Source organism: Brachybacterium sp. AG952, assembly GCF_004362645.1.
GTDB classification, from domain to species: domain Bacteria; phylum Actinomycetota; class Actinomycetes; order Actinomycetales; family Dermabacteraceae; genus Brachybacterium; species Brachybacterium conglomeratum.
This window is the reverse complement of record NZ_SNXV01000002.1, coordinates 334,960-346,666: the sequence shown is the minus strand read 5'-3', so window position 1 is coordinate 346,666 and position 11,707 is coordinate 334,960. Positions and strand designations below refer to the sequence as shown.

Here is an 11,707-nt window from a genome sequence, read left to right as displayed (position 1 = left end):
TGATCTGCGGCATCCCGAGGGGTGCTTCCGCCCTCTCCGCGCCGGACAGCTCTGCGTCGGCCCCCTCCGTGCCCGTCCCCACCGCGTCCGCCCTCTCCGCACCCGGACGCGACGAGGCCCCGCCGATCGCAGAGCGGCGAGGCCTCGTCGACAGGATCTCTCGAGGTCCTGGTCAGCGCCCGGGCGGGCGGAACCCGGCCTGTGCGTACTGCGCGCGCACGCGCTCGTTGTGTCCGGAGGCGGCCAGGCACCCCCAGACGATGCTCGTGATCCATGCGGCGATCCCGATCAGCGGCACCAGGGTGAACAGGACCGCCCCGAACCCGAGGGTGAGCACCGAGAGCACGCCGATCAGGATCGAGGCCAGCAGGATCGCGCCGAGCGTGATGCCGAGCAGGATCAGCGCCCCCGGCACGGTCGCGTAGAACATACCGAGCACCCCGAAGAAGAAGGTCAGCACGAAGGCGACCCCCACGCTCTTCTCGGCGGGCATCACGACCACCGGCGGCGGTCCGTAGGCGCCCTGCGCCGGGACCCACGGCTGCACCGCGCCGTGCGGGACGGCCCTGTCCGTCGGCCCGCCGTGCGCGCCCCCTGGCGCGCCGGTCGCGAACGGGTCGTACTCCCGTCCCTGCGGTGCGAGGCCGCGCGGCGGCACCGTCGTCCCCTCGATCACGGGCCCGTGCCCGTCGTGCCCCGGATGCGTCATCGGAGTCCCCCCTCGGTCGACTCCGCTCATCGTACGGGCGGGATCGGACACCTGTCCGGGGCCGACGAGGATGTGGACGGGGTCAGCCCTGCGCGTCCGCGTCGTCCCGGGGCGGGCGCAGCGCGGCCTCGTCCTCGCCGTGGATCGGGACGTGCGCCTCGGGGATGTCCTCGTAGCTCGCAGGATCGGAGATCGGCTCGAGATGGGTGAGCACGTGCAGGGTCGGCATGACGCCCATCAGCTCGTGCTCGAGTCCCTCGATGTAGTCGTGGCCGCGCTTGACCGTCCAGTCGTCGGGCACGAGCACGTGCACGTTCATGTACTTCTCCTGCCCCGCCTCGCGGGTCTGCAGGCCGTGGAAGGTGACGGTCCCGTCGGTGCGGCGGCGCAGGATCTCGGTGATCACCTCGTGCTCCTCGTCCGGCAGCGCCTTGTCCAGCAGGCCGGAGACGGACTCGGTGATCAGGCCGATGCCGGTGACGATGATGTTCACGCCGACCGCGAAGGCGACGAGCGCATCCAGTCGCTCCCAGCCGGTCAGCACCACCAGCGCCACGCCCACCAGTACGCCCGCGCTCGTGACCACGTCGGTCATCAGGTGCTTGCCGTCGGCGCGAAGGGTGATCGAGTCGTGCTTCCTCCCCGCGCGCAGCAGCACGAGCGCCACGCCGCCGTTGACCAGCGAGGCGATCACGGAGATCGCGAGGCCCCAGCCGACGTTCTCGAGGGGCCGCGGGTTCAGGAAGCGCTCGACCGCGGTGACCAGGATGACGCCGGCGGCGGCGAAGATCATCACGCCCTCGACCGCGGCGGAGAAGTACTCCGCCTTCGCGCGGCCGTAGAGGAAGCGCTCGGTGGCCGGGCGGAACGCGACGCGCAGCGCGATCAGCGCGACGACCGCGGCGACGAGGTTGACCACCGACTCCGCCGCGTCGGAGAGCAGGCCGACGGAGCCGGTCATCACCCAGGCGCCGGCCTTGAGGGTGATCGTGACGATCGCCGCGGCGATCGAGAGCCAGGCGAACTTCGTCAGGTCCACCTTCTGGCGGACGGGACGGGAGGAGGTCTCGGTGCTGCTCACGGATGGTCCTTGCGGGGAGGGTCGGGGGCGAGGGAGCCGTCGGGGGCGATGTGCTCGAAGATCTGCTCGACGAGCTGGACCACGTGCGGGTCCTCGACGGTGTAGTAGCTGTGGCGGCCCTCGCGGGTCGCCGAGACGATGCCGGTCAGGCGCAGCTTGCGCAGGTGCTGGCTGGTGGTGGGCAGGCTCAGGCCCACCCGCTCCGCGAGCTCGCCCACGTCGTAGCGGCCCGTGCTCATCAGCTGCACGAGGTGGAGGCGGGCGGGGCTGGCCAGCATCGAGAAGGTGTCCGCGGCCGCGGCGAGCTGCGGCTCGGTGGGCGCGCGGTCCTCCGGGGGCGTCGTCATGCCCGCCATCCTCCCTAACGTTTCGTCATTCGTGCAACTGACGAAATGGACGATGTGGCGCGCCCGACGGGGAGTGTGCCCTGAGCGGCGGCGGCGCGTCATACTGTGAGGCCCCCGTCACAGCGACGTCGACGAAGGAGTCTCCGCATGTACAACCTCTCCGTGGTGCTCGAGGACAGCGCCCGCACCGCCCCCGACCGTCCCGCCCTGGTGCTGGGCGAGACCTCCCTGACCTACGCCGAGGTCGACGCCGCCGCCTGCCGCGTCGCGCATCTCCTGGTCGAACTCGGGGTCGAGCCGGGGGACCGGGTGGCGCTGAGCTGCCCCAACCTGCCGCAGTTCCCGATCGTCTACTTCGGGATCCTCAAGGCCGGCGCGGTGGTCGTCCCGCTGAACGTGCTGAACAAGCCCCGCGAGATCACCTACTACCTCGACGACACCGACGCCGCGGTCGCCTTCTGCTTCGAGGGCACCGAGGAGCTGCCCATCGGCCGCCACGTGGTCGAGGGCGCCGCGGCCGCGGCGCGTCCGCCGCAGATCGTGCTGATCACCGCGGACCCGTCGGCCGAGAGCCCCTACGAGGGGGTGCCCACCCTCGCCGGCGCCGTCGCCGAGCGGCCCGGGACCTTCCCCACCGTGCAGCGCGCCGAGACCGACACCGCCGTGGTCCTCTACACCTCGGGCACCACCGGGCGGCCCAAGGGCGCCGAGCTCAGTCACTCCAACCAGCTCATGAACGCCCTGACCTGCAACCGGCTGTTCGACTCGCGGCCGGGGGAGGACACCCACCTGGTCGTCCTGCCGCTGTTCCACACCTTCGGGGCGACGGTGAACATGAACGCCGGCTTCTCGATGGGGGCGACGCTGGTGATGCTGCCCCGCTTCGAGCCGCAGCAGGCCCTCGAGCTGCTGCTGCGCCACCGTGTGAGCGTCTTCGCGGGCGTGCCCACCATGTGGTGGGCGCTGCTTCGCCTGCTCACCGGCGGCGCCGCGGCCGAGGGGCTCTCCGAGCACCTCCGCCTGGGCATCTCCGGCGGCGCCCCGCTGCCCGTCGAGATCCTGCGCGGCGTGAAGGAGCACCTCGGGATCTCGATCATGGAGGGCTACGGGCTGTCCGAGACCTCCCCGGTCGCCTCCTTCTCCCGCCGCGAGCGCCCGCGCCCCGGATCGATCGGCCTGCCGGTGTGGGGCGTGGAGATGGACCTGATCGACCCCGCCGACCCCGACTGGGCCCGCGTGAGCGAGGTCGACGAGATCGGGGAGATCATCGTGCGCGGCCACAACGTCATGACCGGCTACCTGGGCCGCCCCGAGGAGACCGCCGCGGTGCTGCGGGACGGCTGGTTCCGCACCGGCGATCTCGGACGCCGCGATGCGGAGGGCTTCTACTGGGTCGTCGACCGCTCCAAGGACATGATCGTGCGCGGCGGCTACAACGTGTACCCGCGCGAGGTGGAGGAGGTGCTGCTGACCCACGAGCAGATCTCCCTCGCCGCCGTGGTGGGCGTCCCGCACGAGCGGCTGGGGGAGGAGGTGGTCGCGCACCTCATCCTCGTCGACGGTGCGACCGCCACCGCCGAGGAGCTGAAGGCCTGGGCGAAGGAGCAGATGGCGGACTACAAGTACCCGCGCGAGATCGTCCTCGCCGAGTCCCTGCCGATGACCTCCACCGGGAAGATCCTCAAGCGCGAGCTGCGCTGACGCCGCCGGCGTCGGATCAGGCGGCGCCGGATCGGGCGGCGTCCGATCGAGCGGCGTCGCGCCCGGCCCACATGAGCCCGCCCGCAGGGACCGGTGTCCTGGTCGCCGCGGGCGGGCTCGGGTCGTGCAGCGGAGGGCCTCAGTCCACGTAGCGGGTGGGCTCCTCGTCGACCGGGAGGCCGGCCTGCGCATAGGCGCGGAACCCGCCGACCAGGTCGGTGGCCCGGTGGAAGCCGAGGTCGCGCAGGTCGCGGGCGGCGAGCGAGGAGTAGTACCCCTCGTTGCACAGCACGATCACGGGGTCGTCGTGGCCCGGCCCGCCGTCCATGCGGTGCGCGGAGGAGGGGTCCAGCCGCCACTCGAGCACGAGGCGCTCGACCACGGTCGCCCCGGGGACGTGCCCCTCGGGCTCGCGCGTCACGGCCGAGCGGATGTCGATCACGTGCGCCCCGGCCGCCTGCGCGGCGGCGAGGTCGGCGGGTTCGACACGGTCCACGCCCCGTCGCGCGGCGGCGAGGACCTCGTCGATCCCGTGGCCGGCGGGCGCCTCGGCGCGCCGACGGCCGTGGGCGGCCGACGGCTCCGTCATCGGCGCCGCCCGGAGGAGAAGGCCGCGAGGCCGCCGCCGACGGTGTTCCCGCTGCCGGAGCCCTCGGAGCTGGTCGAGTAGGTGGTGGGGGCCGGACGGCCCTGACGGCGCCCGCCGCCGGAGCCCTGACCCTGACCGCCGCGGCGCCCGCCGCCCTGGGCGCCGGAGCGGCCCTGGCCGCCCGAACGTCCCTGGCCGCCGGAGCGGCCGGAGCCGCCCTCGCCGCCGCGGCCGCCCTGGCCGCGACCGGCCTGCTGGCCCTCGCCGCGCCCGCGGCCGGCGCCCTGGCCATCGCGTCCGGACTGCCCGCGGCTGCCCTGACCGCGGCCGCCGCCCTGACCGCCGCGACCGCGACCGCCCTGGCCGCCGCCGCGACGCTCGCCCGCCATGCGGCGCTCGTCCAGCGGCTCCTCCGGCTGGCGCGGCTCATGGGTCGCCACGCGCTCGCCGGGGGCGAGCTCGGTGAGGACGGGGCTGGTCGAGACGACCTGCTGGTGGTAGGTGGGGGTGATCCCGGCCTTGCGCATCAGATCGTTCACGTCGCGCTTCTGGTCCGGGGTCTGCACGGTGATGACCGTGCCGGACTCGCCGGCGCGCGCGGTGCGGCCCGAGCGGTGCAGGTAGGCCTTGTGCTCGACGGGCGGGTCGGCGTGGACCACGAGCGCGACCTCGTCCACGTGGATGCCGCGCGCGGCGATGTCGGTGCAGACCATCGTCGTCGCGGTGCCGGAGCCGAAGGCCTCGAGGTTCCGGGTGCGGGCGTTCTGCGAGAGGTTTCCGTGCAGGTCCACCGCGTCCACGCCGCGGGCGGAGAGCTTGCGGGCGAGGTTCTTCGCGCCGTACTTGGTGCGGGTGAACATGATGGTGCGGCCGGGGGCGGCCGCGAGGTCGCGCAGCACGTCGAAGCGCGTCTCCTTGTCGACCTCGAGCACGTGGTGCTCCATCGTGCCCACGGGGCTCGTCGCGGGGTCCGCGGAGTGCGTGACCGGGTCGTGGAGGAACTCCTTGACCAGCTTGTTCACGCCGGAGTCGAGGGTCGCGGAGAACAGCATGCGCTGGCCGCGGCGCGGGGTCGCCTCGAGGATTCGGCGCACCATGGGCAGGAAGCCCATGTCGGCCATGTGATCGGCCTCGTCGATCACGGTGATCTCGATGGCGCCGAGATCGGCGTGGCCCTGGCCCATCAGGTCCAGGAGCCGTCCGGGGCAGGCGATGAGCACGTCGACGCCGCCCGCGAGGGCGTTCACCTGCGGGTTCTGGCCGACGCCGCCGAAGACGACGGCGCTGCGCAGACCGGCGGCCTTCTCCAGCGGCTTCAGCGAGTCGGCGATCTGCGAGGCGAGCTCGCGGGTGGGGGCGAGCACGAGCGAGCGCGGCCGACGGGCGGTGCGGCGCTTCGGGGTCTCCAGCAGGCGCGCCACCAGCGGCAGCAGGAAGGCATAGGTCTTGCCCGAGCCGGTGCGGCCCCGGCCCAGCACGTCGCGCCCGGACAGGGAGTCCGGCAGGGTCGCGGCCTGGATGGGAGTGGGAGAGGTGATCCCCAGCGGCGCGAGGGCGGCGGTGAGGGAGGCGGGCACGCCGAGGCGTGCGAAGTCAGGGGTGGTCACGAAGGGTGATCCGTTCTCTGTGCGTTGCACCCCGCACGTCGTCGTCACGTCGGGACCGCTCGAGGCGGTCCTCTCCGGCCGACGCTGTCGCCGTCTGCGGGGCCTGCCGCTCCTCGTGCCCGACGTCGTGCGTCGAGGGGTGCGGAGCTGCCCGGACGGGACCTGTGCCGCGGCGGGAGGACGGCACTCCCGCCGACCTTACGCGGCGGTCACCTCGTAGGCGACGTGCGGCACTCCGCATGTGAGATACCACCGTGTCCTCCCGCAGCGGCCTGCGTCCCCGCCGGCCGACCGCCCCGGATTTCCAACGTTGCACATTCTGAGGTGTTGGGGTTGACTGACCCCTGACAGATCACCGCCGATCACGCGCCAGGAGCCCCTGCGATGACCCCTCCGACCCCCGCACTGCCCGAGGCGCTCGCCGCGCTGTTCACGCGAGCCGACGAGCTCGCGGCCCAGCTGGACGCCCCGCTCTCCGCCGCACCCGACGTGCCCCGCCCCGAGCACCCGCGCCCCCAGCTGCAGCGCCCCACCTGGCTGAACCTCAACGGAACCTGGCAGTTCGAGATCGACCGCGGCGACACGGGCCGGGAGCGCGGCCTGCTGGGCCGCGCGCTCGAGGACGAGATCACGGTGCCCTTCGCGCCCGAGACCCCGGTCTCCGGGATCGGCGACCGCGACTTCCTCGAGGCCGTCTGGTACCGCCGCACCCTCACCATCCCCGCGGACTGGGAGGGCCTGCGCCCGATCCTCCGCTTCGAGGCGGTGGACCAGGACGCGACCGTCTGGGCGAACGGCGTCGAGGTCGCACGCCACCGCGGCGGCTTCACCCCCTTCTCCGCCGACCTCTCCCAGGTTCCCGGCCTCGGCGCCGGCGACGAGGTGAGCATCGTGGTCCGCGCCCGCGACCCGCACGATGCGCCCCAGGCCCGCGGCAAGCAGTCCACCTGGTTCCGCCCCACCCACGCCAACTACCACCGCACCACCGGCATCTGGCAGAGCGTCTGGCTCGAGGGCGTGCCGGCCGACGAGATCCGCTCCCTGCGGATCATCCCCTCGCTCGCCGCCGCCTCCTTCGCGATCGACGTGCCGCTCTCGCGCAGCACCCCCGGCACCTCGCTCGAGGTCATCGCCTCCGTGCCCGGCGGGGAGGAGGTCGCGCGCACGAGCGTCCGCGCCGACCTCGACCTCGCCCCGCACCTGGCGCTGACGATCCCCGAGGAGCACGTGCGCGTGTGGGGCGCCGGCGCGCCCGAGCTCTACGCCCTGCAGGTGCGGCTGCTGGACGCCGACGGCGCCGTGCTCGACGAGGTCCGCTCCTACGCCGGCCTGCGCTCGACCTCCCTGAACGCCCACGAGTACCGCCTGAACGGCGAGAAGGTCTTCCAGCGCCTGGTCCTGGACCAGGGCTACTGGGAGGACTCGTTCATGACCGCCCCGTCGGACGACGCCTTCACCACCGACATCCGCCTCGCGATGGAGGCCGGCTTCAACGGCGCCCGTCTCCACCAGAAGGTCTTCGACCAGCGCATGCTCTTCTGGGCGGACCTGCACGGCTATCTCACCTGGGGCGAGTTCGGGGACTGGGGCGTCTCGGGTCTCGGCCCGCTGGGCGACAACCAGCAGCCCACCGCCTCCTTCATCGGGCAGTGGATCGAGGCGGTCGCCCGCGACATCAACCACCCCTCGATCATCGGCTGGTGCCCGCTGAACGAGACCCACCAGATCCTCCACGACCGCTTCACGCAGCTCGACGTCGTCACCCAGGCGATGTACGACGCGACCAAGCTCGCCGACCCCTCCCGCCCCGTGCTCGACGCCTCCGGCTACTCCCACCGGGTGCGCGGCGCCGACGTCTACGACTCCCACTCCTACGAGCAGGACCCCGAGCGGTTCCGCGCCGAGCAGGCCGGGCTCGCCGAGGGCCGCCCCTTCGCCAACCGCCGCGACCTGGCCCCGGACGAGTACCCCTTCGCCGACGGCGAGTTCTCCCTGCCCTTCGCCGGCCAGCCCTACTTCGTCTCGGAGTACGGCGGCATCTGGTGGAACGAGCAGGAGGCGAAGGAGGCCGCCGAAGCGGCGCGCGCCGGGAACAACGCCGCCGAGTCCTGGGGATACGGACAGCGGATCACCAGCGAGGAGGAGCTCTATGCCCGCTTCGAGGGGCTCACCCGCGTGCTGCTCGAGGACCCGCTGATGTTCGGCTACTGCTACACGCAGATGACCGACGTGTTCCAGGAGAAGAACGGCGTGGTCGACTTCGCCCGCGGCCGCAAGCTCGACCTCGCCCGGCTCCGCGCGGTCCAGGAGCAGCCCGCGGCGTACGAGACCGAGGGCTGAGCCTCCGGGCGCACTCCCGCCCCGTCGGCGTCGGTGCCGGAGAGATCCGTGGCGCCGACGGCGGCGCGCCCGAGGTGCTGGGGCCGACGGTCGAGGTGCTGGCCGAGCTCGCCGTGAGCGGTCCGGCTCTCGAGGTCGCGGTCGGCATCGGCGGCGTCGCGACCCGGCTCTACGAGGCCGTCGGCTTCCATCGCGCCCACGTCTACGCGACCTACGAGAAGCCGGTGGGCTGAGCTGGAGTCCGCGGGGCCGTGCTCCGCGACGCACGGGGAGCGGACAGCGGATCGCGCAGCGGACCGCGAGCGATCGTTGGCCGAAGCGGGGAACGTCGCCGGGCTGTGGAACGATTGCGTCCATGACGATCACCGCTGCGGCCGACGGCTCCGCCCTCGGCAATCCCGGACCCGCAGGCTGGGCCTGGTACATCGACGAGGACACCTGGCGTGCGGGCGGCTGGCCCCACGGCACCAACAACATGGGCGAGCTGAAGGCCGTCCTGGACCTCCTCGAGGCGACAGCCGTGGACGCGGACCAGCACCTGCACATCCTGTGCGACAGCCAGTACGTCATCAACTCCATCACCAAGTGGATGCCGGGATGGAAGCGCAAGGGCTGGCGGAAGAAGGACGGCAAGCCCGTCATGAACGTCGAGCTGCTGAAGGACATCGACCGCGCGCTCGCCGGGCGCAGCGTCGAGTTCGAGTGGGTCAAGGGCCACGCCGGCCACGCGATGAACGAGGCGGCGGACAAGCGCGCCAACGCCGCCGCGACCGCGTTCTCCAAGAAGCAGGACCCGCAGGTCGGGCCCGGGTACCGGGGGAGTGGCCCCGCGCAGGGCGGCTCCTCTCCCGCGCCGTCGGCCGGCTCCTCGTCGACGGGCTCCCCGTCGGCCGCGCCGTCCTTCTCGCAGACCGGCGCGGCCGACGATCCGGATGACCTCTTCAGCCTCTTCGACACCGTCGATCCCGCCCCCGCGGCCTCCTGCTCCACCGCGGTCGAGGACACGGTCCTCGTCGCCGACGCCCCCGGCACCAGCGACTTCGAGCAGGTCATCACCCGTGAGCAGGCGCTGCTCACCGACGCGCTGCGCGCCGACGCCCCGAGCGCGGCCGAGCTGCTGCACCCCGCCTTCACCGAGATCGGCGCGAGCGGGCGCAGCTACGACCGCGACGAGATCCTCTCCGCCCTCGCCCCGCTCGTGGACGTGCAGGCCGAGGAGTTCCTCGCCGACGAGATCGCGCCAGGCGCGATCCTCCTGCGCTATGTCACCACCGGCCAGGACGGCACCGTCCGCCGCAGCTCGGTGTGGGTGAAAGAGCGGGGCCGTTGGCTGCTGCGCCACCACCAGGGCACCCCGGAGGGCGCCGGAGGACGGTGACCGTCTCCGTCCCGCTCGACGCCCGTGCGGGCGGTCCCGACCTCGCGCGCGGGATCGCCCTGCTCGGCATCGCGCTGGCGAACCTGGTGGGCTGGCTGCACGGCTCCGCCTGGACGGCGCTGCTGAAGCAGCAGGACGCGAGCGCCGCGGACCGCGTCGTGGACGTGCTGCTCGCCCTGCTCGTCGACAACCGCGGCTTCCCGCTGTTCGCCCTGCTGTTCGGGTACGGGATCGGGATCCTCCGCCGCCGCTCCCTCGAGCGCGGGGAGCGCACGGGACGGTTCCTCCGGCGCATGCTGCGCCGTTTCGCCGTGCTGCTGGCGATCGGCCTCGCCCACGCGATCCTGCTGTTCAGCGGGGACATCCTGGTCGGTTACGCGGTGATCGGGATGCTCTGCGCGCTGCTGATGACCCGGGGACGGGTGGTGCTCGCCGCCGCGGCGATCGTGACGCTGCCGGCGCTCGGCGTGTGGGGATGGGTGGACGGCACGGTCGGGCTCGGCGGCGGCACCGGCTATGCGGCCGCCTCCGCACCGGACTACCTGGCCGGCGTCGGGATCCGAGCGCCTGACGCCCTGCACGGCCTCCTGCTCGCCCCGATCGAGGAGATCGGCCTGCTCTCCCCGATGGCGCTCGGTGCGCTCATGGCCCGCGGCGCCCTGCTCGAGGACGTCCCCGCGCATCGCCGACGGCTCGGCCGGCTCGCCCGGTGGGGCCTCGCGATCGGCCTGGTCGGCGCGGTGCCGCTCACCGCCGTGCTGGTCCTGGACCCCGCCCATGCCCGGCTCGACGTCGAGGTCGTGCTGGGCATCCTCGGCGTGCTCCACCAGGTCAGCGGCCTCGCCGGGGCCGTCGGCCTCGCCGCCGGGGCCGCGCTGCTGGCCGCGCGGTGGGGCCCGCGCCCCGCGGCGCGCGCACCGGGCGCCGACGGCGGCCTCGCGTCCGCGGCGGCCACGGCCACACCCACGGACACACCAACGGCCACTGCCGCGGCCCCGCCACCGGCCGGGGCCCGCGACCCAGCCGGGGCCCGCGACCCCCTCGGCGCGGCGGTGCGCGCCGTCGAGGCGCTCGGTGCGGTCTCGCTCAGTGCGTATCTCGCCCAGTCGGTCCTGTGCCTGCTCCTGTTCCCGCCGTACACCCTCGACCTCGGCGCGCAGCTCGGCAGCGCGGGCGCCGCGGCGCTCGTGCTCGCCGGCTGGCTCCTCATGCTCCCGCCCGCCGTGCTGCTGCGCCGGAGCGGACGACGCGGCCCGATGGAGCACGTGCTGCGTGCTCTGGCAGGATCGAGCACACCCCGCACACCCCGCACACCCCGCACCGCCGACGCCCACCGAGCCCGCGGAGGAACCCGATGACCGTCTTCGCCGACACCCCGCGCTGGCCCCGTCACGGCACCGTGTGGGGCCATCTCGTCTCGGACCGCTCCCTCGAGGAGCTGCACGAGGCCGCCGCCCGTGCCGGACTGCCCCCGCGCGCCTTCGACCTCGACCACTACGACTGGCCCGCCTCCGCCCGCGAGGACCTCGAGGCCGCCGGGGTGAGCTTCGTCGGCGACCGCGAGCTGACCCGGATCCTGCTGCGCTCGGGGCTGCGGGTGAAGCTCTCCGAGCGCCCCGCCGCCCGGGCCCGACGCAGCGCCGCCCACGCCGCCGAGCTGGGCCTCGACCCCGTGCCGCGCGACCTGATCGTCGGACTCGTCGGCCACGTGGACCCCCTGCCCGCGGAGCCCGGCTCCTTCCGCCTCACCCGCGACCTGCCGCACGGGGACGTACGGGTCGAGGCGCACGATGCGCAGGGCCGACGCCGCGCCGAGGCGCTGCTGGCACGGCTCGACGCGCTCGCCCGTGAGGCCGGGGAGCCCGGCTTCGTCGGCCAGGCGATGGACGGCCCGCCGACGGACTGAGCGACGACGGGTCCGACCACGGGACGAACCGGCCGGGCCCGCCGACAGG

Annotated in this window: 11 protein-coding genes; 6 read left to right on the top strand and 5 right to left on the bottom strand. The window is 73.6% G+C overall.

Features of this window, described 5'->3' with window-relative positions:
• Positions 1 to 172: 172 nt before the first annotated feature.
• The 3 genes from DEU31_RS07010 to DEU31_RS07000 all read right to left on the bottom strand — a co-directional run bounded on the left by DEU31_RS07010 (position 173) and on the right by DEU31_RS07000 (position 2,137).
• Positions 173 to 709: a hypothetical protein gene (locus DEU31_RS07010; protein ID WP_010550113.1), complete on the bottom strand. Its 537-nt coding sequence runs from the start codon at positions 707 to 709 to the stop codon at positions 173 to 175.
• Positions 710 to 791: 82 nt separating this feature from the next.
• Entirely contained in the window at positions 792 to 1,790 is a 999-nt protein-coding gene (locus tag DEU31_RS07005) for a cation diffusion facilitator family transporter (RefSeq protein WP_010550114.1), read from the bottom strand.
• The gene (locus DEU31_RS07000) at positions 1,787 to 2,137 is read right to left on the bottom strand and encodes a metalloregulator ArsR/SmtB family transcription factor (RefSeq protein ID WP_010550115.1); all 351 of its coding nucleotides are present in this window, start codon (positions 2,135 to 2,137) and stop codon (positions 1,787 to 1,789) included. The genes DEU31_RS07005 and DEU31_RS07000 overlap by 4 nt, the downstream gene beginning before the upstream one ends.
• A gap of 147 nt (positions 2,138 to 2,284) precedes the next feature.
• Between DEU31_RS07000 and DEU31_RS06995 the strand changes: the two genes are divergently transcribed.
• Positions 2,285 to 3,838: a long-chain fatty acid--CoA ligase gene (locus DEU31_RS06995; protein ID WP_010550116.1), complete on the top strand. Its 1,554-nt coding sequence runs from the start codon at positions 2,285 to 2,287 to the stop codon at positions 3,836 to 3,838.
• A 139-nt stretch (positions 3,839 to 3,977) separates the two neighbouring features.
• Here DEU31_RS06995 and DEU31_RS06990 read toward each other — a convergent pair whose 3' ends face one another.
• A complete protein-coding gene (locus DEU31_RS06990; protein WP_010550117.1) occupies positions 3,978 to 4,427 on the bottom strand; it encodes a rhodanese-like domain-containing protein in 450 nt (149 codons plus the stop codon).
• Positions 4,424 to 6,034 (bottom strand): DEAD/DEAH box helicase, encoded by a 1,611-nt coding sequence (locus tag DEU31_RS06985; RefSeq protein WP_010550118.1) that lies wholly within the window; start codon positions 6,032 to 6,034, stop codon positions 4,424 to 4,426. The genes DEU31_RS06990 and DEU31_RS06985 overlap by 4 nt, the downstream gene beginning before the upstream one ends.
• A 384-nt stretch (positions 6,035 to 6,418) precedes the next feature.
• Here DEU31_RS06985 and DEU31_RS06980 point away from each other — a divergent pair, with 384 nt between their 5' ends.
• From DEU31_RS06980 to DEU31_RS06965, 5 genes are all read left to right on the top strand, one after another.
• Positions 6,419 to 8,374, top strand: a complete 1,956-nt coding sequence (locus tag DEU31_RS06980; protein WP_133676605.1) for a sugar-binding domain-containing protein — start codon at positions 6,419 to 6,421, stop codon at positions 8,372 to 8,374.
• 74 nt (positions 8,375 to 8,448) lie between these two features.
• Positions 8,449 to 8,607 carry a hypothetical protein gene (locus DEU31_RS16765; protein WP_157998638.1) on the top strand — a complete coding sequence of 53 codons (159 nt, stop codon included), beginning with the start codon at positions 8,449 to 8,451 and terminating at the stop codon, positions 8,605 to 8,607.
• 122 nt (positions 8,608 to 8,729) lie between these two features.
• Positions 8,730 to 9,752 (top strand): ribonuclease HI family protein, encoded by a 1,023-nt coding sequence (locus tag DEU31_RS06975; protein WP_133676604.1) that lies wholly within the window; start codon positions 8,730 to 8,732, stop codon positions 9,750 to 9,752.
• Positions 9,749 to 11,110, top strand: coding sequence for a DUF418 domain-containing protein (locus tag DEU31_RS06970; protein WP_133676603.1), 1,362 nt, complete (start codon positions 9,749 to 9,751; stop codon positions 11,108 to 11,110). The genes DEU31_RS06975 and DEU31_RS06970 overlap by 4 nt, the downstream gene beginning before the upstream one ends.
• Entirely contained in the window at positions 11,107 to 11,658 is a 552-nt protein-coding gene (locus DEU31_RS06965; protein ID WP_010551137.1) for a DUF4031 domain-containing protein, read from the top strand. The genes DEU31_RS06970 and DEU31_RS06965 overlap by 4 nt, the downstream gene beginning before the upstream one ends.
• Positions 11,659 to 11,707 lie beyond the last annotated feature (49 nt).

What these genes read in the sequence shown, in the direction of transcription:
- DEU31_RS07010 (WP_010550113.1), bottom strand. Translation starts at nt 709, where the DNA reads ATGACGCATCCGGGGCACGACGGGCACGGGCCCGTGATCGAGGGGACG.
- DEU31_RS07000 (WP_010550115.1), bottom strand. Translation starts at nt 2,137, where the DNA reads ATGACGACGCCCCCGGAGGACCGCGCGCCCACCGAGCCGCAGCTCGCC.
- DEU31_RS06995 (WP_010550116.1), top strand. Translation starts at nt 2,285, where the DNA reads ATGTACAACCTCTCCGTGGTGCTCGAGGACAGCGCCCGCACCGCCCCC.
- DEU31_RS06990 (WP_010550117.1), bottom strand. Translation starts at nt 4,427, where the DNA reads ATGACGGAGCCGTCGGCCGCCCACGGCCGTCGGCGCGCCGAGGCGCCC.
- DEU31_RS06980 (WP_133676605.1), top strand. Translation starts at nt 6,419, where the DNA reads ATGACCCCTCCGACCCCCGCACTGCCCGAGGCGCTCGCCGCGCTGTTC.
- DEU31_RS06975 (WP_133676604.1), top strand. Translation starts at nt 8,730, where the DNA reads ATGACGATCACCGCTGCGGCCGACGGCTCCGCCCTCGGCAATCCCGGA.
- DEU31_RS06965 (WP_010551137.1), top strand. Translation starts at nt 11,107, where the DNA reads ATGACCGTCTTCGCCGACACCCCGCGCTGGCCCCGTCACGGCACCGTG.